Genomic DNA, 20,900 nt, shown 5'->3' with positions numbered 1-20,900 from the left:
CGCCGCATGGGCGCGACAAGCCCCCACGCACCCGCAGCAAACAACGCACCGGTCTTACCTAGCCGCAGCAGCCCCCACCACAACACCCACCGCCCCCGCCGCCGGCAGGCCTCGGCGCCGCGGGGGCGCTGGCCGTACCGCCCACAGCCACCGTCGACAGAAGCTTCACCGTGTCCTCATGCCCCGCAGGGCAGCTCGCGGGCGCGGAGGACTCCGCCATCGGACGGCTCAGTTCGAACGTGTCGCCGCAGCTGCGGCAGCGGTACTCGTAGCGAGGCATGCGCACAGGTTAGCCCGGTCAGTGGGCGCCGCCGCGTTCCTCGCGGATCTGCGCGACGACCCGGGCCACCGTCTGCCGTACCGCCTCCATCTCGGTCAGGAAGTGCCAGTAGTCCGGATGGCGCCCCTCCAGCGTGCCGATCGCCCGCTCCAGCCGGGCCACGGAGTCGTCCAGGGGGCGCGCGTGCCGCGGGTCGGGCGTGTTCCGGCCCGCCATGGCGAGGCGCTGGGCGTCCCGTATCGCGAAACGGGTCCGGTCGATCTCCTGCTGCGGGTCCTTCTGCACGGCGTTCAGCCGGCGCAGCCGGTCCCCGGCGGCGGACACCGACTCGTCGGTACTGTTCAGCAGCGCACGGACCGTCGACAGCAGTGCGGTGGCGTCCGGCCAGCGCTGGTCGTCGCGCGCGGCCTGGGCCTCCTTCAGCTTCAGCTCCGCCTGCCGTACGTTCTCCCCGGCACCGTCCGGCACGTTCTGCAGGTCCTGCCAGCAGGCCGCCGTGAACCGCCGCCGCAGCTCGCTCAGCATCGGCTCGACCTGCCCGGCACGAGTGGTGAGCGCCTGCGCGCGCGTGCGCAGCGAGACCAGCCGGTGGTCGATCTCGGCCGCCCGCTCCGGCAGCCGCTCGGCCTCCACCCGGACCGCCTCGGCCTCCCGCGCGACCCGCTCGGCACGCTCCAGCGTCTGCGGGACGCCATGCTGCCCGGCGCCCTGGTTCAGCTTGGTCAGCTCCGGGGCGAGGGCGGCGAGCCGGGCCGCGAGGTCGTCCGCCTTCAGCGCCGACGCCCGTACGGCATCGAGGGCGTTCGAGGCGGCGAGCAGGCCCTGGCGGGCGCGCTCGACGGCCGGGGCGAGACGGGCCAGCTGGGTCTCGGCCTTGCCGAGCAGCGGCCCGAGCCCGTCCGCGAACCGGTCCAGCTCGCGCTTGACGTTGTCGAGCTCGTCCTTGGCCCTGGTCAGCTCGGTACGCGCGTGTGCGGCGACCGAGGCCTCCAGGTCGTCACGGTCGAGGTCGTGGGCGTCGACCGCCTGGATGTACTGGTGGCTGGCCTCGTCGATACGCCGCCCGAGCGCCTCGAAGTCGGTGAGCGCACGGCGGGCGGCGGGGGTGGCGTCGACGGCCGCGATCGTCTCGATCGAGATCCGCAGATCCCGCTGGGCTGTGTCCAGCTCGTAGAACGCGGCCGCAGCGGCATCCTTCGCGGCCTGCGCCTCGGCCCGCTGACTCTCGCCCCGCCCACCGAACCAGCGCCGGGTACCGCCACCGGCGAAGGCGGCGGGGAGGGCGAGGGCGGCGACGAGCGGGAGGGCGACGACCAGGGTGAGCGTGTCACGGAGGACGTGAAGCGAGCCGGGCGAAATCCGGCGTACGGCCTGACTTACGGGCTGACGCGCGGCCGGATGATCGGGCTGTTGGACCTCCCGCGCGAGACGGCGCTGGCGCCGGCGCTGTGCGCGCGGCACTGACGGCGAGTACGGCTGCGGAGGTGTCGCCGTCACATCCCTCTCCCGTGCTGTCATTCACCCTGCCCGGTGTCATTCTCCCACCGGTTTAGGACGAACACACGGGCCGGTTAGTTCGCGGTTCGGACCGTGACTTTTCCGTCGTCGGTGCGGGCGGAGACCACATGGGGGCTCGTCTTGTCGCGGGGCACGGACACGTCCACCGAACCGTCACCGGTCTCGGTCGTCACGGCGTACCTGGCACGCGGCAGCTCGATCGTGAGGGAGCCGTCGCCACTGTGGGTCTCCACCAGGTCCGGTACGGCGCCGAGTTCGAGCCGCACCGAGCCGTCAGCGGTCTTCGCCTTCACCTCCCGCGAGGAGACATCGGAGACCCGCACGGAACCATCACCCGTCTCCAGGTCCAGCGGACCGCTGGAGTCGGTGACATGCACGGACCCGTCCCCCGTGTGAATGCGCAGCGCGTCCCGGAACCCGCTCGCCCGCACGCTCCCGTCCCCGTCCTCGACCTTCACGGTGACCCCGCGCGGCACCTCGATGCGGTGCTTGGTCGAGCAGTTGGCGATCACGCCCGAGCACTTCTCCCGCAGCACCAGCCGGTCGTCCTCCATCGCCCACGTCACCTTGGGATCCGATCCGACCGCGACCGACCCCTGAAACCACCGGGTGACCTCCACCGAGCCCGCCTTGTTCCCCTCAGCGGCGACGATCTCCAGCGCCGAGTCGTCGGAGTCGACGGTCAGCGTCCGCCCCTCCAACGCGAAGGACCGGCGCTCAGGCTCCGTATCGTCCGAGGCAGAGGCCCCACAGGCGGCCACTCCGGCAACGAGCATCACGACGACTCCGGCGACGGTGACGGTGCGGCCGGGACGGGTACGGGCCATGACGATCTCCCCCTGGGACTTGCCTGGGACCGACCCCGCGGCCCAGGACTTCGATGGTCCTTCGACCGTACGGACCCCGGGCCCGCCGCGGGATCCGGGCCGCTCCCGGATCCAAGGTGGGGATAACCCCAGGAGTCCTCCGGACTTCCCTGGACTTCCCCGGACTTCCCGGACCGTCCCGACGGGTTTGCGGGACATGGCCCCTGGCAAGGTAGGCTGTCGACTCATTCTCGGGTGCGTAGCTCAGGGGTAGAGCGCCTGCCTTACAAGCAGGATGTCGGCGGTTCGAAACCGTCCGCGCCCACCACAGCAGAGGACCCCGCCGTTCGCGGTCGGGGTCCTCTGCGTTTTCAGTTCCCTTCCGCCGTCGGCGCCTCATGGGCGTGCTTGAGCTTCATGCGGGCGTCGACGCGCTCCGTGCCGGCCATCTCCGCCCAGAAGCGGTGGCCGCTGACGAAGACGGCGAGTTCGTGTTCGCGTCGGCGGAGCTTCTCCACCTCGGCCTGTTCGTCCTCCGTCCAGCCGGGGGAGGCGGGGCGCTCGACCTTGCGCCAGCCGTTGTCGTCGCTGAATCCGTCCAGGGGCGCGACCGACCAGGGCAGCCGCCTCAGCAGGGCCGACAGCTCGGCCCGGACCTGATGCAGCTCCTCCTGGCCGGCGAGGAGGTCACTCGGGAAGTCATAGGGCGTAGCCACGGCGCAATGCTACGCCTGTTCGAATTTGGGTTGCGAGCGTCTTTGGGGGGTTCATGCGAACGGGTGTCTGGGCGTGGCTCATGGTGCTCTACGCCACCCTCGCCCGAGCGCCCCGGCCAGCCGAGTCCGGCGAAACCCGGTAGCTCTTCGGGGCGGGCTCTGCATAAGTTCGGCGGCATGGTTGACGACTGCTTCGGGCATCCACGACTCGCCGCGATCTACGATCCGCTCGACCCCGACCGCAGTGATCTCGATGCCTACCTCCGGATGACGGAAGAGTTCGGGGCGCACCAAGTTCTGGACATCGGTTGCGGCACGGGGGTGTTCGCACTTCTCCTGGCCGACCGCGGAGTTGATGTCGTCGGCATCGATCCCGCCCGGGCCTCCCTCGACGTAGCCCGGGCCAAACCGGGCAGTGAGCGAGTGCGCTGGATCTGCGGTGACGCGACAGCCCTCCCGCCGCTGAAGGTCGACCTCGCGACTATGACAGCGAATGTCGCCCAGGCCATCGTTGATCCGGACATCTGGCAGAAGACGCTGCGGGGAGCCTACGAGGCACTACGGCCCGGCGGGCATCTGGCCTTCGAGACCCGTGATCCGGCCAGGCGCGGCTGGGAAGAGTGGATCCGCGAGAACTCCTACCGCGTGACGGAGATCCCGGGCGTCGGTTCCGTCGAGAGCTGGGTCCAGCTGATCGAGGTGAGCCGGCCCCTGGTGACCTTCCGCTCGACCTACGTCTTCGCAGCCGACGGACAGGTGCTGACCTCGGATTCGACGCTCCGCTTCCGAGAGCGCGAAGAGGTCGAGACGGACCTGGCCGCCCACGGCTACGTGGTGCAGGACGTGCGCGATGCGCCTGACCGGCCAGGCAGAGAGTTCGTCTTCCTCGCACGACGCCCCTGATCCCCGGCGATCCACCTCACTCTGACGCCCGCGCGGTGTTGTCGTGGTGGTCGGGCTCGTGGGAGTCAGGGAATTCGTGGGTCGGCGGCGGGCTCTGGTGGGCCTGAAGTATCCGTCCCAGGCGGGCCAGTGGGGACAGGGCCATCAGTACGGGAGACAGCAGCATGCCTGTGGCCGTGACCAGGAGGCTGGTGCGCAGGCCCCACTCCTCCGCGAGGAATCCGCCGAGGAGTGAGCCGAGTGGGGTCAGCCCCATGCCGACGAACGTGATCGTCGCGGCCGCACGAGCCTGCATCCCGTCCGGAGTGACCGCCTGCCGGACGGCCATGACCGTGACATTCACCAACTGGCCGCCGGTGCCGAACACGAAGTTGATCGCAAGGAGGACGGGAATCGTCAGTGCGGGGGAGCCGTGCAGCGCGGGTACGCACATGTACGCGCCGTCGCCGAGTGCCGCCGCGGACACGAGCACCGCACCGTAGCCGAACCGGCCCGGCAGACGGGCGGCCAGCACCGAGCCCAGGAGCGCGCCCGGACCCGCGGCCGCGAGCGACAGCCCGACGGCGGTGCCCGACAGGTGCAGTTCCCGAGGGAGGAAGAGCAGGTAGACGGTCATCGTGGCCGCCAAGGAGAACTGGAAGGCGGCCGAGGCGAGGCACACGGCCCGCAGCGAGGTGTCGCCCGCGACGAAACGGAGGCCCTCATGGATCCGCCGCCATATGCGAGGGGGCCGTGCCGAGCCTTCCAAGCCTTCCAAGCGCGGGCCTTCCGGGCCTCCTGAGCCTTCCGAGCCTTCCGAGCGCTCCGGGAGCGATTCGGTCCGACGGATCCGTCGGATCGACAGGAACGACAGCGCGAAGAACAGCGCGCTGGAGGCGGCGGCGATCGGCGCCGACAGCAGTGACACCAACGCACCGCCGAGGGCGGGACCGCCGATCTGCGCCGCGGACCGGCTGCCCTCCAGTGCGCTGTTGCCCCGCACCAGCTGATCGCGTTTCACCAGCCGTACGAGAGAGGTCTGGTAGGCCACGTCGAAGAACACCGACAGGGTCCCGACGGCGAAGGCGACCGCGAGCAGCGCGGGCAGCCCGAGCCAGCCGAGGATGCCGGCCAACGCCGCGGCGCCCAGGGCCAGGGTCCGGCCGGCGTCCGTCAGCACCATCACCGTGAGGGTCCGCCATCTGTCCACCCACGCGCCGACGAAGAGCGAGAGCAACAGGATCGGCGCCTGCCCCACCGCGCGCAGGACGCCCAACTGGCCGGCACCGGCGTCGAGTGTCAGGACGGCCAGGAGCGGCAACACCAACAGGCTTGTGTGTTCGCCGAGTTGGGAGGCCGTCTGGCCCACCCAGAGTCTACGGAAGTCGCCGTCCCGCCACAGGCTTGACGGGGCAGGTCGACTGGAATCGGATACAGAGGAGGAGGAAGAAGAAGCGGACGGCACGGGGATCCCTTGGGTTGCCGACGACGAGGCCCGTCCCCCGGCGCGCAACAGGCGCACCGATGGTTCGGGCAGGAGAAGGCTCGCTGTGCCGCAACATCAAGGGCAGCACGCGATGACAGGCCGATCACGGCCTACAACGTCAACGCGCGCTCGGAAGACCGACCATGTTCAAGCTCCTCGTGGGGCACTCGCCGTACCCGAATCCGAACCTCGGATCTGAACCTCGGATCCGAACCCCGGATCCGAATCTCGGATCGGAGTCTCGATTCCGAACACTAGCCTTCGGCGGCCAGGCAGGAAAAACGGTTTCAGTCCAGGTCGGACATGTCGAGTACGAAGCGGTAGCGGACGTCGTTGCGTCGGAGGCGGTCGAGGGCCTCGTTCACTCGCGCCGAGGGGAGCAGTTCGATGTCGGCGGTTATGCCGTGCGCACCGCAGAAGTCCAGCATGGCGGCGGTCGCCGGCCTTCCGCCGCTGCCCGCGGAGCTGAGCTTCTTGCGGCCCACGAGCAGGTCGGTGGTCTCCACGGTGACGGTTCCCAGGTGCCCGAGGTGGCTGAGCGTCCCGTCCATGGCGACCAGGCGCAGGTAGGGGCCGAGATCGTGCGGGGCGGAGATCGTGTCGACGACGACGTCGAACCGGTCGCGGGCGTCGGCCATCTGTTCCGGGTCCGTCGAGACGATGAGGCCGTGGGCGCCGAGGCGGCGAGCGTCGTCGGCCTTGCCCGGTGAGCGGCTGATCACCGAGGTGTCGGCGCCGAGCGCCACGGCGATCTTGACCGCGAGGTGGCCCAGGCCGCCCAGTCCCGCCACCGCGACGCGGGTTCCCGGCCCTACGCCGAGGGTGTGCAGCGGCTCCCAGACCGTGATCCCGGCGCAGAGCAGCGGAGCTGCGGCGGCCGGATCCAGGCCGGCGGGGAGAGGGTGGGCGAAACGGTCGCGGACTACGTACTCGCGGGAGTAGCCCCCTAGCGTGGCCGATCCGTCGTGCCGGTCGATGCCGTCGTAGGTCAGGGTCGGGAAGGCGTGGCAGAAGTTCTCCTGGCCGGCCCGGCACATGGTGCACTCGCCGCACGAATCGACGATGTTGCCCACGGCTACCGGGTCGCCGACGGTGAAGCGGGTGACCGCGGGGCCGGTCTCGGTCACCACGCCCGTGAACTCGTGCCCCGGCACCGATTCCAGGGTTCCGGCCGGCAGCGGAAGCCGACCGCGGTCAGGAGTCCGGTGTGTCGGTCCTCGTCGATGGCGTCGACCAGGACCTGGATGTCGACACAGTCTTTGGCTGCAAGGCCCGGCACAGCAGTGGATCCGACGTGGTCGACTGCGCGGGCATGGTCGCCGAGGGCGCCGCGCAGTGTCCTGGCCAACTGCTCGAAGTCCACCGCCCATTGTGGTTGGTAGTCCAGCACCGCCACCGGAGCCGATTCATCGGGAAAGGGCATGCCTACAGCATGGCTTGCGCCGTTCAGTCTGCGATCAGTCTGCGATGGCTGATCCAACGTGCTGGCGGACCGAGCGGTGCTTCGGGCAGGCTCTCGCGCATGGTCTCGGTATTGCAGAACGTGGCGATCGACTGCGCGGATGCCTACAAACTGGCTCGGTTCTGGAGTGAGGTGCTCGGTTGTCCGCTGCATCAGGAGGACAAGCCAGGTGATCCGGAGACCGAGGTGATGCTGCCGGAGGGCCCGCTGCTGCACTTCAACCAGGTGCCGGAACCGAAGACGATCAAGAACAGGCTTCATCTGTGCCTGCGTCCGAAGACGACGCGCGAGGAGGAGGTCGAGCGGCTGCTGAACCTCGGGGCCACCCTCGTCGACGATCGCCGGGAACCCGATGGTGCCGGCTGGGCTGTCCTCGCGGACCCTGAGGGCAATGAGTTCTGTGTTCTGCGCAGTGCGGCCGAGCGCGCGGCGATGTCTTCTTGAGGCACACAGGTACACAGGTACACAGGCGCAACGGCGCGGCCGGATGCCTGCGGTACCTCGTCGCGTCCATGCGGTGATGGCCGCGACGAGGATGGTCGCTTCGTAACGCGCCGCGAGCTTGTGGTCGCTAGGGGGCGAGCTCCCTCAACTCCCGTACCAGGCGGGCCGTTACCGGCGCGGGTACCCCGTGGCGGTCCGCCGCGCGCAGCAACGCGCCGCCGATGGCGTCCAGTTCGAGGGGGCGGCCCGCCTCGGCGTCCCGTTGCATCGAGGACTTCGTGCCCGGCGGGCAGGCGTCGTAGCGGGCCAGGGACTGGGCGGGGTCGGCGGGGCCGCCGGAGGCGTGGCTGATGGCCGCCGTCTCCTCGACCAGGGCGATCAACTCCTCACGGTGGCGGGTGCGTACCTCGCCGAGGGGGAGGGCGTGGCGGGTGGTGAGCAGGGCGAAGGGGGCCAGGAAGGACATCTTCGCCCAGAGGGTCGCCGTCTCGTCGGGGAGGACGCGGGTGGTGGGGCCGGCCGCGGCCAGGGCCTGCGCGAGGGCGTCCAGGCGGACGCGGGGTGCCGTGTCGCCGGCGAGGTCGATCTCGGCGAACGGGCTGGCGTGCTCGATCTCCCCGGGGGCGACGCGGGTCGACTCCGCGCGGATGACGGCGGGGGCGACGCGGTCGGGGCCGTATCGGGCGCGCAGGGCCTGCGGGTGTTCCACGCCGTTCAGGAACGGTACGACGAGGGCGTCGCCCAGTGCGGTGGGCGGGACGCGGGTCAGGGCCGTGTCGAGGGCGGTGGCCTTGACCGTGATCAGGCAGGCGTCGACCGGTTCGCGGAGCTCGGTGTCCGCCTCGACCTCGGCCGTGAAGTCGCCGAACAGGCCGCTGCGGACGCGGATTCCGGTCGTACGCAGGGTCTCGGCGGTCTCGTCGCCGGCCAGGCAGATGACGCGGTGGCCGGACCTGGACAGAAGCGCGGCGAGCAGGCCGCCTATGCCGCCCGGGCCCAGTACGGCGACGGTGAGCCGGCCGTTCGCCGCCGTGCCGTTCGCCATCGTCTCGTTCGCCGTCGTGTCGTTCTCTGTCGTGCCGGTCGGCGTCTCGCCGTTCGTTGTTTCGCCGTTCGCCATCATGCGATTCCTCTCGTCGGTCGGCCCCTCAGCGGTGGCCGCCTCTGAGGTGATCATGGCAGGCGGACCCCTCTCCGGGGGAGACTGGGCGCATGTGCCGCAGTATCAAGACGCTTCGTCCGCCCGTGTTGCCCGAAGAGGCGACTGAGGAAGAGATCCGGGCCGCCGCCCTGCAGTACGTGCGCAAGGTCTCCGGCTTCCGGGCCCCGGCCGCCCACAACCGCGAGGTCTTCGACCACGCCGTCGACGTGATCGCGCAGGCCACGGCCGATCTGCTCGACGGGCTGGAGGTGAGGGGGGCCGGGGTGGCGCGCAAGGCCGGGTAGCGCCGGGGCGGGCGAGTGCTCCCCGGGGACAGTAGGCGCGGAGCCGTCCCGGGAGTGGTGCAGGTCTGGCCGTCCCGGAGGTGGCGCAGGCTGCTCGCCCCCCGAGGTGGTGCGTGGTCCGCACCCCCGCAGTCGACCTGCGTCCCGTCGGCCTCTGAGGTGGCCCGAGGCCCGCCGATCCCACGGCTGGCGTGCAGCCCGCCCACAGCCGACCCGCGCCTCACCACAGCCGACCCGAGGCCCAACCCACCCCCTACGCCGGCGTCCGCCGCATCAGATACGTCGCCACCGCCCCGGCTCCGAACAGAGCCGCTACCGACACCCCCGTCGCCAGCCACGTCGCGCCCAGCCACTGGGCGCCGAAGTAGCCGAGGGCGACGCTGTAGGTCGCCCAGGTGAGGCCTGCCAGGGCGGACCAGGGGAGGAAGTCGCGGGTGCTGCGGTGGGTGGCGCCGGCTCCCAGGGAGACGACCGAGCGGCCTGCGGGGGCGAAGCGGGCCAGGACCACCAGGGCTCCGCCGCCCCGGGCCAGGGCCGTGCCGAGACGTTCCTGCGCTGCTGTCAGGCGGCGGGAGCGGGCGATCGCGCGGTCGAGCCGGGCGCCGCCGCGGCGGGCGAGGCGGTAGGCGACGAGGTCGCCGAGGACGGAGGCCGTCGCGGCGCAGAGCGTGAGGGCCAGGATGTCCGGGACCTCGCCGGGGACCCGGCCGGTCGCGGCGCCCGAGCCCGCGGCCGCCGCCGTAGCGGCCATGATCACCAGAAGGCCGCTGGGCAGGACCGGCAGGAACACGTCCAGCAGGACCGACAGTCCCACGACCACATAGATCCATGGGCCCGCCGTAAGCGAACCCACGTCCTCGAATCCATCGAGCACCGCAACTCCCCGTTAACCCCCGTGGCCAGACCGTGCCGCGACGTCCTGGGGGAGCGGCAGGGGCGGCCTATGACAGCCATACAGCGTACGCGTGGGGTGTGACAGGAGCTTCATCGGGGGCTCGTGGGATCGGCACAGCATGTTCACCCGGCTGTCCCCGAACAGCCAACGGCAGCCAGGTGGTCGAGTGCGGCCAATGACCGTCAATGACCGTCAACGTCAACGTCAACGTCAACGTCAACGGCGCCCGCCCCGCATCGGCCTGAAGCCTCGCGGGTGCGGGCGCCGCCCGGGTCACAAGCCGCAGCTGTCAGGCCGCCACCGGCGTCTGGTCCGTCGCCGTGCTGCTCTGTGCGCCGGAGCGCTTGGCGAACAGTCGGTCCAGGCCGAACGCGCCGGAGCCGGTGAAGATCAGCAGGAACATGGCCCAGCAGTACATGGCGGCGCCTTCGCCGCTGTTCTCGATGGGCCACAGCGCCTGGGGCTGGTGGACCTTGAAGTACGCGTAGGCCATGGCGCCGGAGGATATGAACGCCGCGGCGCGCGTGCCGAGGCCGAGCAGGACCAGGCTGCCGCCGACGAGCTCGATCACGGCGGCGTACCAGCTGGGCCAGGCGCCGGCCTCCGGGGTCTCGCCGCCGAAGGTACCGAAGAGCGAGTTGGCGCCGTGGCAGGCGAAGAGCAGGCCGACGGCGATGCGGAACAGGCCGATGGCATACGGCTGGGCGCTGTTAAGGCGTCCGGTCATGTGGGGGACTCCCTCGGTCTGACTAGTTGGCCGTTTCCGATAAGGAACGGCGTGGGGACGGATACTGATCGGTAGCCCCACGTTAGGCAAGCCTAATCAATACTTGCAAGTTCAACATTTGGCCAAAGTTCGACCTCATTTCCCCCATCTGTCCCGGCAGTAACCGCACGTAGCGCCGCCCGTGCCACCGCGTCAGCATCCGAAAGAGTGACCGAATCCACACCCGGTCGCGCTCCCGCCGCAGTCACCCAGTGCACACCCTCGGTGGGCACCCCGAACGCGAACCGCCGCGGATGCGCCCGGCCCTGACGGTCGATCAGACGGTACGGGCGTTGTGTTACGTCCAGCCCGCCGGTCTCGTAACCGTCGACGGTGTGCGGCCGGCACTGCCCGGTCTTCAGCAGCCGGGCCAGCAGGTCGTCGGCGCTGCGCCGCAGGTCCGGCTCCGGAAGGCGCGCCTCGACCAGCGCCGTCGCCCGGACCGCCGAGCCCGGCACCTCCGGGGAATGCGCCACCCAGGCCCCGTCCTCCTCCCGCACCTCCAGCCGCGGCCCGAGCACCTCCACCACACCCGCCTCCATCAAGGCCACCAGCTCCTCCACGCGTCGGCGCGGTGGGCCGATGGACAGGAAGGCGTTGAGCGGGGTGTACCAGCGGTCCAGGTGATCCCGGCGGGAGGTGCCGGTGAGGCCGCCGTGGTCGACGATGAGCCGCAGCTCGTTGCGCAGGTCGCGCAGTACGTCGAGGGCCGACTTCAGCGGGCCGTCCACATTGCCCCGGGCGGCCTGCGCCGCGTCCTCGCGCAGATACGCCCGCAGCCAGTCGCGCCACTGCCCGGGATCCGCGAACGCACGTCCCGTATACGGCCGGGAGACCCGGTCCCAGCTCCAGCGCTCGCCCTCCGCCACACCGAACTCGTCGAGCAGGCAGGCCTCTTGGGCGTGGCGGTGCGGGACGGCGAGGAAGCGCTCGGTGAAGTCCGACCGCCGCCGTTCCTCCGGTATCAGCGCCGCGTAGTACACCGTCTCCACCTCCTTCGCCACGAGCGGCCATATCTCCGTGAGGAAGTCCGGTGCCTCGCCCGCCTCCGCGCGCTTGCGGAATCCGGCGATCACCTCGGAGGTCAGGACGAACGGGAGATGGCGGCCGTACGGCCCCTTCGCGTTGTCGCCGCGTGCCTGGTACGGGATGCCCCGCCGCGAACCGGCGTACAGGCGCGGCTCGTTGCCCGAGGGGACGTAGCGCAGTCCCTTCACTCCCTCGGGGGCGGGTACGAAGGCGCCGCCGCGGCCCGTCGTCAACAGGGCCATGTGGTCGAAGAAGTTGAGGCCCAGGCCCCGCAGCAGCACCGGTTCGCCGGGGGATACGGCGGAGAGGTCGACGTCGGCCGGGTTCGCCGGCGGCACGTAGTGCAGGCCGTGCCGTTCGGCGTACGCGGCGATGTGGCGCTGGGTCGTGTCGGCGGCCGTCGGCAGATGCCCCTGGGCGAGGACCACGGCGGACAGGCCGGGCAGGGTGCGGCCGTCGTCGAGGGTGAGGACCTGGCGGCCGTCGGGGGCGTCGTCGAGCCGCACCGCACGGGTCGCGTACGTCTCGACGCGGATCGCGGGCGGCGCCTCGCGCACGACCTTCGCGAACACCCACTCCAGGTACCGGCCGTAGTGGGCGCGCGTCGGATACTCGTCCGGGCCGAGCGCCCCGCCCGCCCAGTCGTAGAGGCTCGGGCCGGACCGGATCGGGCCCGAGCAGTCCACGCTGTCGTCGGTGAACAGCGTTACCTGCGAGGACACGGTGTTCATCAGCAGCTCCGCCGACTGCGCGGTCCGCCACACGCGCCCCGGCCCGGGCGGCGCCGGGTCGATCACATGGACCGTGAGGCGCGCCCCGGGCGGGAGGAGTTCTGGAGCGGAGGCGCAGAGGCGTTCCAGGACGCTGGTGCCGCGGGGGCCGGCGCCGACCAGGGCGACGGAGACCGTGGGGGACTCCGGGGTCGGTGCGGAGGGCGGTGCAGTCAAGGGGGTGACTCCCGGGCGTGTGGGGCGCATTGGAGCGAGCCGTCGGCCGGATGGAAGCGGACGGTCCGGCTCATCATGCCGTCGGGAGCGGGGCGAACCGAGCCCGGGGGTCGGTGACTGTGGGATGCATCACGTGCATCACCGGTCATGGTGGACACAAGCGGTTGGAACAGGCGGAATACGGGGCGAGTTCGCCTGAGAGCTCGGGGCTGCCGGTTCGTTGGCGACTGCGGGTCTCGTGTGGCTGGTCGCGCAGTTCCCCGCGCCCCTTGAGGTTGGCTGCGATGCGGCCGACCCAGGGGCGCGGGGAACTGCGCGAGCAACCCTCCACAACCCGCGGCCGCCATCGACCCGATAGCCCCGAGTTCTCAGGCGGCTCCCCATCCGCCCCCCTCTACGGAGCAAGCTCCGTTTCCACCACCGTCCGCAGCCGTGCCCCCGCCCCCCGGGACCCTCGGGGCCCCTGCGCCGCCCGTGCCTGCTCCAGCCGCAGCCGCGCCGAACGTCCGCGCAGGGTCAGTGTCATGAGCTGGTTGCCGAACCAGGGCCCGCCGGTGCGGCGCCAGTCGATCGGCGGCTGTGGACAGGCACCGTGCCCGGCGAACCGGCGGCCGAGCCAGCGGCCCACCCCGCTCCAGCCGAACCGGAAGCCGAGCTGGATCGCCACGTGGATGGCGTTGTGGACCGGCGAGCAGGTCAGCTGGAAGACGCGGGCCTCGGGCCCCTCGCCCTTCGGCCAGGCAGGCTCGGCCACGTACGCGTGGTGCACATCCCCCGACAGCACGCAGACCGTCGCCGGCGCCTCGGCCCCCGACCCGGCCTCGGTGATCAGGTCCGCCAGCGCGTCGAAGGACGGCGGGAACGCCGCCCAGTGCTCCAGATCGGCCCCCCGCCGCAGCTTCTCCCCGAACCGCGCCCAGCGCTCCCCGCGCTCGCCCCGGCACAGCGCGGCGCTCCACGACTCGGCGTCGTGCACCAGGTGCGGCAGCAGCCACGGCAGCGACGTACCGATGAGGAGGTGGTCGTACGAACCACGCGCGTCGAGCGTCTGCTCGCGCAGCCACCGCGCCTCGCCGGGGTTGAGCATGGAGCGCGCGCCCTCGTCGAGCACCCGCGCGGCCCGGGTGTCCACCATCAGCAGCCGGACCCGGCCGAAGTCGCGCCGGTAGCTCCAGCGGACGGAGGCCGGGGCGGCGTCCGCCTCGCAGGCGAAGGAGCGCAACACGTCGGTGCCGTCGGGGGTCGCGCGCACGTCGGCGTAGAGCGGGTCGACGGCCAGCTCGGTCGGGGAGAGGTTGCCGAGGTGCTGGTGCACCCAGTACGACATCAGGCCGCTCAGCAGCCGCTCCCGCCACCACGAGGTCGCCCGCATGTCGGCGAGCCAGGCGGCGGAGGTGTTCCAGTCGTCGACGATGTCGTGGTCGTCGAAGATCATGCAGCTCGGCACGGTGGACAGCAGCCAGCGCACCTCGGGGTCGAGCCAGGACTCGTAGTAGAGGCGGGTGTACTCCTCGTAGTCCGCGACCTCGTGGCCCGGCGGGTCGGTCAGATCGCGCCGGGCGGCCAGCCAGCGCCGGGTCGCCTTGGAGGTCTCGTCGGCGTACACCTGGTCGCCCAGCAGCACCAGTACGTCCGGCCGCTCACCCTCCGGGTCGGCCGCGATCCGGTCGGCCAGCGTGTCCAGGGCGTCCGGCCCGACGGGGTCCTTGTCGCCGGCCGGGGGCGCGGCCCAGCGGCAGGAGCCGAAGGAGAGGCGGACGGTCTCGTCGGTGGAGGGCGTGCGGATGGCGGAGGGCGGGAACGGGGAGCCGGGAAGCGGCCACACGCGGGTGCCGTCGAGGAGGACCTCGTACGACTGCGAGGTCCCCGGAGACAGGCCGGTCACCGGGATCAGGGCGTAGTGGTGGCCCGCGATCTGGAAGGTGCCGGATGTGCCGTGGGCGCCGTCCGCGCCGCGCACCTCGGCCGTGCACGGACGGCTCGCCTCGACCCAGACGGTCGCGGACGAGCCGTCGACGTACCTCAGCAGTGGTCCAAGCCGCAGTTCGGCCACGTGATCGCCCTCCTCCGTCGCCCCGTACGGTACGGAACGACGGAGGGGAACGGCGAGGTTCCGCAGATCACGGTTTGCCGAACTCCGGCGGTGCCGGGTCAGTGATCCGGCGGTATCGCGTCAGTACTGCGTCAGTACCTCGTCAGCAGCTCGCGAGGTAGTTCGTGAGGGCGGACTTCTCGGCGGAGTCGACCGAGAGGTCGTAGTAGTACTTCACCTGCACCCAGGCGCGGACGTAGGTGCAGCGGTACGAGCTGACCGACGGCATCCACTCGGCCGGGTCCTGGTCGCTCTTGGACTGGTTGACGTTGTCCGTGACGGCGATGAGCTGCGGGCGGGTCAGGTCGTTGGCGAAGGACTGGCGGCGGGCGGTGGTCCAGCTGTCCGCGCCGGAGTCCCAGGCCTCGGCCAGCGGGACCAGGTGGTCGATGTCGAGGTCGGAGGCGGCGGTCCAGGTGGCGCCGTCGTAGACGGAGTACCAGCTGCCGCTGGTGGCGGCGCAGGAGGAGTCCTGGACGACGTCCGTGCCGTCGCGCTTGAGGACGACCTCGCGGGTGTTGCAGCTGCCGGACTGGGTGATCCAGTGCGGGAAGAGGTCGCGGTCGTAGCCGGTGCGGTCCTCGGTGGCCACGGTGAGCGAGGCGAGGTAGGTGCGGGCGGTGGCGGCGCTGACGGGGGTGGGGAGCGCGGCGGAGGCGGTCGGACCGTTGAAGAGTCCGACGGAGGCTATGACACCGGTCAGCGCCGCGAGTATGCTGACGCGTCGACGCGCGTAGAACTTCGACATGCGAACTCCCTTGGGAGGTGGGGGTGTTGGCGAGCGGGCGAAGGAATGCTCGCGACGCCGTGTTGCGGGGAGGTGTGCGTCGGGTAAGAAGTTAATGACGCGTGCATGACATAACAAGGTTTACGGCGAAACGATCTCGTATGATGGTGTGTGCAGAAGGGGAGTAGCTCTTCGCCGGACCGTCGACATACTGCTCAGCTCGTCTGAGCCGGCGCCCGGAGGCAGGCCTCGATCACGGGGTCGGCCAGCGAGACCTTCGGCAAGCAGTGCACGCCCGTGCCCTATGGCACGGGTGCCGTGTGTGCTGCCGTGCCGAGGTGTCGTAGCGCAGTGACAATTCTCTCGGTGGGGCAGCCCCGACCGATTGAGGAACCTTGATCAGCTTCACCGTGACGGCGGTCGTCTTCGGCGTCGTCTTCCTGGCCGAACTGCCCGACAAGACCGCGCTCGCCGGGCTCGTCCTCGGCACGCGCTATCGCGCCTCGTACGTCTTCGCCGGTGTGGCCGCCGCCTTCGCGGTGCATGTCGCGCTGGCGGTGGCGGCCGGCAGCGTGCTGACGCTGTTGCCGCAGCAGATCGTGCAGGCGCTCACCGGCGTGCTCTTCCTGGGCGGCGCCGCAGTGCTGCTCATGAAGAAGGACGAGGACGAGGACGAGATCCGCAAGCCGGAGAACCAGTCCTTCTGGAAGGTGTCCGGGGCCGGCTTCATGCTCATCCTGGTCGCCGAGTTCGGGGATCTCACGCAGATCATGACCGCGAACCTCGCGGCGCGGTACGACGATCCGCTGTCGGTCGGCCTCGGTGCGGTGCTGGCGCTGTGGGCCGTGGCGGCGATCGGGATCGTCGGCGGGAAGGCGCTGATGCGGCGGGTGCCGTTGAAGCTGATCACCAAGGTGGCGGCGTTGGTGATGCTCGCGCTGGGTGCGTGGAGTCTGTGGGAGGCGGTCGCCGGCTGAGTCGGCGGTGGCGGGGGTGGCTGACCCCCTGTCCAGCTGAACTGTCGGTGAACGGTTTCTGGAGACGGTGGCGCAACGGGGATCTATTTTGTACCGTGGAGAAACAAAGTGGCTCCCGCCCGTTTTCCCTGACCGGCGGGCGGGACCACCTTGTTTCTCCGGGGGCCACCCGTGTAACCCCCGCGCCCCTCGCCTTGGAGCTGCCGATGCCCACTGTCCTCACCGCCCGGGCCCTCCTTCTCGACATGGACGGCACGCTCGTCAACTCGGACGCCGTCGTGGAACGCATCTGGCGTCGCTGGGCCGACCGGCACGGGCTGGACCAGGACGAGGTGATGAAGGTCGTGCACGGGCGGCAGGGGCACGCCTCTATGGCGCTGCTGCTGCCCGACCGGCCGATGGAGCAGAACCACGCCGACAACGCGCGCATGCTCGCCGAGGAGACGGCGGATGTGGCGGGCGTGGTGCCGATTCCCGGGGCGCCGGAGTTTCTGGCGTCGTTGCGGGGGTTGCCGCATGCGCTGGTGACGTCGGCGGATGTCCCGCTGGCCACGGCGCGGATGGCTGCCGCCGGGCTGGGGATGCCGGAGGTGCGGGTCACCGCGGAGTCGGTGGGGGCGAGCAAGCCGGATCCCGAAGGGTTTCTCAAGGGGGCGGCCGAGCTTGGGGTCGCGCCGGGGGAGTGTGTGGTGTTCGAGGACTCCGCTGCGGGGATTCAGGCGGGGCGCTCCGCGGGGATGCGGGTGGTGGGCGTCGGGCCGAGGGCCGGTTCCCATGGGCCGGACGTGGTGGTGGCGGACTTGCGGCAGGTGCGGGTTGAGGCTGTGGCGGGTGGGGGGATTCGGGTGATCGTCGCCTGAGAGCTCGGGGGGTTCGGGTTCGACGGCGGCTGCGGGTCGTTTGTGGCTGGTCGCGCCCACGCGGCGGAGCCGCAAATCGATACAGTCCCGCGCCCCTGGGTTGGCGGCAGCTCAGCCAACCTCAAGGGGCGCGGGGAACTGCGCGAGCAACCCTCCACGACCCGCAGCCGCCGTCGAACCCGACCCCCCCGCTCTCAGGCGGTCGTCTCCGACTCCAGCATCTGCCTCGTCGCCAGGTCGTACACCCCGTACCCCTCCTCCGGCTGGATCCCCCGCGCCCACTGGTACCTGGTCACCGCGTCCTCGACGCCCTCGTTGTAGTTGCCCCGGGCCTCCCTCGTGTAGAGACCGAGTTGGGTCAGACGGAGTTCGAGCTCCGTGACCTCGGGACCCCGGTCGCCACGGCGCAGCGTCGCGGGTGTGGGCTCGCGCGCGGCGGCGGACTCCTCCTGGGAGGCGGTGGCTTGCGGTGTGGAGGGGGTCGTCGTCGGTTCCGTCGAGCGGGACGGGCTGGGGGACTCGCTCGTCCTCGACGGTGACGGCGACGCGCTCTGCGTGGGGGACGCGGAGGCGGAGGACGGTGCCGACCGTGTCGCCGGTCCGGCCGGTGACGGCTCCTGCGCCCCCTCGCTCGTCGACGGGGCCGGGACGCTTGCCCGTACCTCGTCCGGCAGTGCCGTGTCCCGCGTCGGCTTCTCGTAGCTGAGCAGTCCGCTCGCCAGGCCCGCCGCCGCCACTACGGCCACCAGCGCCCCGCCCACGCCGAGCAGTGCCGTACGGCGGTGCCGGCGAGCCCGGTGCGGGGTGGCGTCGCCGTCGTCCTCGTCGTTGCCCTCGTAGTCGTAGGGCGGCGGAGTCGTCTCCGGCTCGAACAGGCTCAGGTCCTGGGCGCTCGGCGTCGGAGCCGGCGTCGGTTCGACAGCGGGCGGTACGGGCCGGAGCGGCATCGTTGCGTCGGCGCCGCCCTCCAGTTCCACGTATGGACGTATCCGCAGCGGATCGAAATCCTCCGCCGCGGCCGCCTCCGCCGTACGGGCGTCTCGCAGGGCCTCGGACGCGCGGGGGCCGCAGCCGCACGACGGGGTGTTGTCGGCCGCTCTCGGTACCCCGCACTCCGGGCACCGGCGGCCCTTCGGGTGCCCCGGGTCGTCCGGACCCTGCGCTCCCGCTGTACCCCTCGGCTCGCTCACGTGTTCGTCCCTCCCCTCGCGAACTCCCCAGATTATGCAGACCTTCCTCACGCCGTCTCCGGAAGCCCCCGGAACTACATATTCCAAAGGGACTCGACAGGCCATAACCGGGCGAAGCGATCACGATGGGAGTGCCTAGGAGGTGTAACGACAGTCTCGGGAGGTCTTCATGGGCGGGGATGCGCACGGTATGACGGGAAATGTGCGTGACGCGCAGCCGCCGAGGCGGGGAGTCAGGACGCACGAGAACGTGCCCGGCAACGTCCTCGTCTCCATCGGCGCGCTGCTGCTCGGCATGCTGCTCGCCGCCCTCGACCAGACCATCGTGTCGACCGCGCTGCCGACGATCGTCAGCGACCTCGGCGGACTGGAGCATCTGTCGTGGGTCGTGACCGCGTACCTGCTGGCGTCCACCGCCGCGACCCCGCTCTGGGGCAAGCTCGGTGACCAGTACGGGCGTAAGCGGCTCTTCCAGATCGCGATCGTGATCTTCCTCGTCGGGTCCGCGCTGTGCGGCATGGCGCAGGACATGGCTCAGCTCATCGCGTTCCGGGCCGTTCAGGGGCTCGGGGGCGGCGGGCTCATGGTGCTGTCCATGGCGATCGTCGGCGACATCGTGCCGCCTCGGGAACGGGGGCGGTACCAGGGGCTGTTCGGTGCGGTGTTCGGGGCCAGCAGTGTGCTGGGCCCGTTGCTGGGCGGGGTGTTCACCGAGCATCTGAGCTGGCGGTGGGTGTTCTACGTCAATCTGCCCGTCGGGGTCGTGGCGCTGGTCGTCATCGCCGGTGTGCTGCGGATTCCGCACAAGTCGACGCGGCATGTCATCGACTACCTCGGTACGTTCCTCATCGCGTCCGTCGCGACCTGTCTGGTGCTGGTGGCGTCCCTCGGCGCGACCACGTGGGGCTGGGCGTCGGTGCAGACCGTCGGGCTGGCGCTGCTCGGGGTCGTGCTCGCTGTCGCGTTCGTGGCCGTGGAGCGGGCGGCTGCCGAACCCGTTCTGCCGCTGAAGCTGTTCCGCGTGCGGACCTTTGTGCTGTCCGCGGTGATCAGCTTCATCGTCGGGTTCGCCATGTTCGGCGCGATGACCTATCTGCCGACGTTTCTGCAGGTCGTGCAGGGGGTCAGTCCGACGATGTCCGGGGTGCACATGCTGCCGATGGTCTTCGGCATGCTGTTGGCGTCGACGGCGTCCGGGCAGATCGTCAGTCGTACCGGGCGGTGGAAGGTGTTCCCGATCGCCGGGACAGGGGTCACCGTGCTGGGGCTGCTGCTGCTCCACCAGCTCGACATGGGCAGCTCCACGGGCGCGATGAGCGTGTACTTCTTCGTGTTCGGGCTGGGGCTCGGGCTGGTCATGCAGGTGCTCGTGCTGATCGTGCAGAACGCCGTGTCGTACGAGGATCTCGGCGTCGCCACCTCCGGGGCGACGTTCTTCCGGTCCATCGGGGCCTCGTTCGGCGTCGCCATCTTCGGCACGGTGTTCGCGGGGCGGCTCGACGACAAGCTCGGGGAGGCGTTCGAGGGGGTTCGGCTTCCGTCCGGGGTCACGCTGGAAGGGCTGGAAGCCGATCCGCGGGACATCGCGCAGCTGCCGGCGGCGCTGCGGTCGAGTGCGTTGCAGGCGTACGCGTCCTCGATCACGGACGTGTTCCTGTACGCCGCGCCTGTCGCGCTTGTCGGGTTCGTGCTGGCCTGGTTCCTGCGGGAGGACAAGCTGCGGGGGTCCGTGACCGCGCCCGATGTCACCGAGACGCTGGCCAGCAATCCGGTCGAGCGGTCGTCGTACGACGAGGTGTGCCGGGCGTTGTCGGTGCTCGGGACGCGCGAGGGGCGGCGGGAGGTGTACCGGGAGATCACCGAGCGGGCCGGGTACGACCTGTTGCCGGCGGCCAGTTGGCTGCTGCTGCGGATCAAGAAGTACGGCTGGGTGGAGCCGGCGGTGCTGGCGGAGCGCAGCGCGGTGCCGCTGAACGTGGTCCTCGATGCGGCGCGGCAGGTGGAGGGGCGGGGGTTGGCCTCGCGTGAGGGGCTCGATCTTGTGCTGACCGAGCTGGGCGGGGAGGTTGCGGAGCGGTTGGCTCGGGTGCGGGAGGAGTCGTTGGCGGAGTTGTTGGGGGACTGGTGGGGGCCGGATCGGCCTACCGATTTGATTCAGCTGGTGAGGGAGTTGAATTCGGAGTTGTGTGGGTCTGATCGGGAGCAGCCGGGGGCCTCCGGCGGTTGAGCGGGGGTGCCTGCGGCGGCCTGTGGCTGTTTGGTGGGGGTGCGCGTAGCGCCTGGGGTTCGGTGGGTGGGTCGGGGCCGGGGGGGGGGGGGGGGGGGGGGGGGGGGGGGGGGGGGGGGGGGGGGGGGGGGGGGGGGGGGGGGGGGGGGG

The 20,900-nt window shown here is 70.9% G+C and carries 20 protein-coding genes and 1 tRNA gene; 7 read left to right on the top strand and 14 right to left on the bottom strand.

Going from position 1 to position 20,900, the window contains the following annotated elements:
- Positions 1–58: 58 nt before the first annotated feature.
- The 3 genes from ACIA8X_RS39965 to ACIA8X_RS39955 all read right to left on the bottom strand — a co-directional run bounded on the left by ACIA8X_RS39965 (position 59) and on the right by ACIA8X_RS39955 (position 2,625).
- Positions 59–280, bottom strand: coding sequence for a zinc ribbon domain-containing protein (locus ACIA8X_RS39965; protein ID WP_393441858.1), 222 nt, complete (start codon positions 278–280; stop codon positions 59–61).
- An 18-nt stretch (positions 281–298) separates the two neighbouring features.
- Complete coding sequence (locus ACIA8X_RS39960) at positions 299–1,777, bottom strand: hypothetical protein (protein ID WP_393441860.1); 1,479 nt, start codon at positions 1,775–1,777, stop codon at positions 299–301.
- A gap of 74 nt (positions 1,778–1,851) precedes the next feature.
- Positions 1,852–2,625 (bottom strand): DUF4097 family beta strand repeat-containing protein, encoded by a 774-nt coding sequence (locus ACIA8X_RS39955; RefSeq protein WP_399460372.1) that lies wholly within the window; start codon positions 2,623–2,625, stop codon positions 1,852–1,854.
- A gap of 232 nt (positions 2,626–2,857) precedes the next feature.
- On the opposite strand from ACIA8X_RS39955, the gene ACIA8X_RS39950 reads away from it, so the two are divergent.
- A tRNA-Val gene (locus ACIA8X_RS39950) sits at positions 2,858–2,932 on the top strand.
- Positions 2,933–2,975: 43 nt separating this feature from the next.
- On the opposite strand, the gene ACIA8X_RS39945 is transcribed toward ACIA8X_RS39950, so the two are convergent.
- On the bottom strand, positions 2,976–3,320 hold the full coding sequence (locus tag ACIA8X_RS39945) for a hypothetical protein (RefSeq protein ID WP_393441864.1): 345 nt from the start codon (positions 3,318–3,320) through the stop codon (positions 2,976–2,978).
- 177 nt (positions 3,321–3,497) lie between these two features.
- On the opposite strand from ACIA8X_RS39945, the gene ACIA8X_RS39940 reads away from it, so the two are divergent.
- Complete coding sequence (locus ACIA8X_RS39940; protein ID WP_399460371.1) at positions 3,498–4,223, top strand: class I SAM-dependent methyltransferase; 726 nt, start codon at positions 3,498–3,500, stop codon at positions 4,221–4,223.
- Positions 4,224–4,239: 16 nt separating this feature from the next.
- Here the strand turns inward: ACIA8X_RS39940 and ACIA8X_RS39935 are convergent, their stop codons facing one another.
- The 3 genes from ACIA8X_RS39935 to ACIA8X_RS39925 all read right to left on the bottom strand — a co-directional run bounded on the left by ACIA8X_RS39935 (position 4,240) and on the right by ACIA8X_RS39925 (position 7,111).
- Positions 4,240–5,667, bottom strand: a complete 1,428-nt coding sequence (locus ACIA8X_RS39935) for an MFS transporter (protein WP_399460370.1) — start codon at positions 5,665–5,667, stop codon at positions 4,240–4,242.
- A 308-nt stretch (positions 5,668–5,975) separates the two neighbouring features.
- The gene (locus ACIA8X_RS39930) at positions 5,976–6,842 is read right to left on the bottom strand and encodes an NAD(P)-dependent alcohol dehydrogenase (protein ID WP_399460369.1); all 867 of its coding nucleotides are present in this window, start codon (positions 6,840–6,842) and stop codon (positions 5,976–5,978) included.
- Positions 6,812–7,111: a GrpB family protein gene (locus tag ACIA8X_RS39925; RefSeq protein ID WP_399460368.1), complete on the bottom strand. Its 300-nt coding sequence runs from the start codon at positions 7,109–7,111 to the stop codon at positions 6,812–6,814. The genes ACIA8X_RS39930 and ACIA8X_RS39925 overlap by 31 nt, the downstream gene beginning before the upstream one ends.
- A 99-nt stretch (positions 7,112–7,210) precedes the next feature.
- Between ACIA8X_RS39925 and ACIA8X_RS39920 the strand changes: the two genes are divergently transcribed.
- Complete coding sequence (locus ACIA8X_RS39920; protein WP_399460367.1) at positions 7,211–7,594, top strand: VOC family protein; 384 nt, start codon at positions 7,211–7,213, stop codon at positions 7,592–7,594.
- A gap of 127 nt (positions 7,595–7,721) precedes the next feature.
- On the opposite strand, the gene ACIA8X_RS39915 is transcribed toward ACIA8X_RS39920, so the two are convergent.
- Entirely contained in the window at positions 7,722–8,639 is a 918-nt protein-coding gene (locus tag ACIA8X_RS39915; RefSeq protein WP_399460405.1) for a ketopantoate reductase family protein, read from the bottom strand.
- A gap of 167 nt (positions 8,640–8,806) precedes the next feature.
- Here ACIA8X_RS39915 and ACIA8X_RS39910 point away from each other — a divergent pair, with 167 nt between their 5' ends.
- A complete protein-coding gene (locus tag ACIA8X_RS39910) occupies positions 8,807–9,040 on the top strand; it encodes a DUF2277 domain-containing protein (RefSeq protein WP_093907896.1) in 234 nt (77 codons plus the stop codon).
- Positions 9,041–9,293: 253 nt separating this feature from the next.
- Here the strand turns inward: ACIA8X_RS39910 and ACIA8X_RS39905 are convergent, their stop codons facing one another.
- The 5 genes from ACIA8X_RS39905 to ACIA8X_RS39885 form a co-directional block, all read right to left on the bottom strand.
- Positions 9,294–9,914, bottom strand: a complete 621-nt coding sequence (locus tag ACIA8X_RS39905) for a DedA family protein (RefSeq protein ID WP_393441872.1) — start codon at positions 9,912–9,914, stop codon at positions 9,294–9,296.
- Between the two features lie 310 nt (positions 9,915–10,224).
- The gene (locus ACIA8X_RS39900) at positions 10,225–10,662 is read right to left on the bottom strand and encodes a DoxX family protein (RefSeq protein ID WP_393441874.1); all 438 of its coding nucleotides are present in this window, start codon (positions 10,660–10,662) and stop codon (positions 10,225–10,227) included.
- A gap of 92 nt (positions 10,663–10,754) precedes the next feature.
- Positions 10,755–12,707 (bottom strand): FAD/NAD(P)-binding protein, encoded by a 1,953-nt coding sequence (locus ACIA8X_RS39895; protein WP_393441876.1) that lies wholly within the window; start codon positions 12,705–12,707, stop codon positions 10,755–10,757.
- Between the two features lie 364 nt (positions 12,708–13,071).
- Positions 13,072–14,730 (bottom strand): alkaline phosphatase D family protein, encoded by a 1,659-nt coding sequence (locus ACIA8X_RS39890; protein WP_393441878.1) that lies wholly within the window; start codon positions 14,728–14,730, stop codon positions 13,072–13,074.
- 142 nt (positions 14,731–14,872) lie between these two features.
- A complete protein-coding gene (locus ACIA8X_RS39885; RefSeq protein WP_393441880.1) occupies positions 14,873–15,517 on the bottom strand; it encodes an HNH endonuclease family protein in 645 nt (214 codons plus the stop codon).
- Positions 15,518–15,891: 374 nt separating this feature from the next.
- On the opposite strand from ACIA8X_RS39885, the gene ACIA8X_RS39880 reads away from it, so the two are divergent.
- Both ACIA8X_RS39880 and ACIA8X_RS39875 read left to right on the top strand, forming a co-directional pair.
- Complete coding sequence (locus ACIA8X_RS39880; protein ID WP_393441882.1) at positions 15,892–16,473, top strand: TMEM165/GDT1 family protein; 582 nt, start codon at positions 15,892–15,894, stop codon at positions 16,471–16,473.
- A gap of 206 nt (positions 16,474–16,679) precedes the next feature.
- The gene (locus ACIA8X_RS39875) at positions 16,680–17,333 is read left to right on the top strand and encodes an HAD family hydrolase (protein ID WP_399460366.1); all 654 of its coding nucleotides are present in this window, start codon (positions 16,680–16,682) and stop codon (positions 17,331–17,333) included.
- 194 nt (positions 17,334–17,527) lie between these two features.
- Here the strand turns inward: ACIA8X_RS39875 and ACIA8X_RS39870 are convergent, their stop codons facing one another.
- Positions 17,528–18,523 carry a peptidoglycan-binding domain-containing protein gene (locus tag ACIA8X_RS39870; RefSeq protein WP_393441886.1) on the bottom strand — a complete coding sequence of 332 codons (996 nt, stop codon included), beginning with the start codon at positions 18,521–18,523 and terminating at the stop codon, positions 17,528–17,530.
- A 169-nt stretch (positions 18,524–18,692) separates the two neighbouring features.
- Between ACIA8X_RS39870 and ACIA8X_RS39865 the strand changes: the two genes are divergently transcribed.
- The gene (locus ACIA8X_RS39865) at positions 18,693–20,750 is read left to right on the top strand and encodes an MDR family MFS transporter (RefSeq protein ID WP_393441888.1); all 2,058 of its coding nucleotides are present in this window, start codon (positions 18,693–18,695) and stop codon (positions 20,748–20,750) included.
- The last annotated feature ends 150 nt before the right edge of the window (positions 20,751–20,900 follow it).

The sequence above is a fragment of the Streptomyces sp. NPDC051738 genome (genome assembly GCF_044453205.1).
GTDB lineage: Bacteria > Actinomycetota > Actinomycetes > Streptomycetales > Streptomycetaceae > Streptomyces.
This window is presented reverse-complemented; position numbering and strand designations above follow the sequence as displayed.

What these genes read in the sequence shown, in the direction of transcription:
- ACIA8X_RS39885 (WP_393441880.1), bottom strand. Translation starts at nt 15,517, where the DNA reads ATGTCGAAGTTCTACGCGCGTCGACGCGTCAGCATACTCGCGGCGCTG.
- ACIA8X_RS39955 (WP_399460372.1), bottom strand. Translation starts at nt 2,625, where the DNA reads ATGGCCCGTACCCGTCCCGGCCGCACCGTCACCGTCGCCGGAGTCGTC.
- ACIA8X_RS39875 (WP_399460366.1), top strand. Translation starts at nt 16,680, where the DNA reads ATGCCCACTGTCCTCACCGCCCGGGCCCTCCTTCTCGACATGGACGGC.
- ACIA8X_RS39900 (WP_393441874.1), bottom strand. Translation starts at nt 10,662, where the DNA reads ATGACCGGACGCCTTAACAGCGCCCAGCCGTATGCCATCGGCCTGTTC.
- ACIA8X_RS39965 (WP_393441858.1), bottom strand. Translation starts at nt 280, where the DNA reads ATGCCTCGCTACGAGTACCGCTGCCGCAGCTGCGGCGACACGTTCGAA.
- ACIA8X_RS39910 (WP_093907896.1), top strand. Translation starts at nt 8,807, where the DNA reads ATGTGCCGCAGTATCAAGACGCTTCGTCCGCCCGTGTTGCCCGAAGAG.
- ACIA8X_RS39920 (WP_399460367.1), top strand. Translation starts at nt 7,211, where the DNA reads ATGGTCTCGGTATTGCAGAACGTGGCGATCGACTGCGCGGATGCCTAC.
- ACIA8X_RS39915 (WP_399460405.1), bottom strand. Translation starts at nt 8,639, where the DNA reads ATGGCGAACGGCACGGCGGCGAACGGCCGGCTCACCGTCGCCGTACTG.
- ACIA8X_RS39865 (WP_393441888.1), top strand. Translation starts at nt 18,693, where the DNA reads ATGGGCGGGGATGCGCACGGTATGACGGGAAATGTGCGTGACGCGCAG.
- ACIA8X_RS39925 (WP_399460368.1), bottom strand. Translation starts at nt 7,111, where the DNA reads ATGCCCTTTCCCGATGAATCGGCTCCGGTGGCGGTGCTGGACTACCAA.
- ACIA8X_RS39895 (WP_393441876.1), bottom strand. Translation starts at nt 12,707, where the DNA reads ATGCGCCCCACACGCCCGGGAGTCACCCCCTTGACTGCACCGCCCTCC.
- ACIA8X_RS39940 (WP_399460371.1), top strand. Translation starts at nt 3,498, where the DNA reads ATGGTTGACGACTGCTTCGGGCATCCACGACTCGCCGCGATCTACGAT.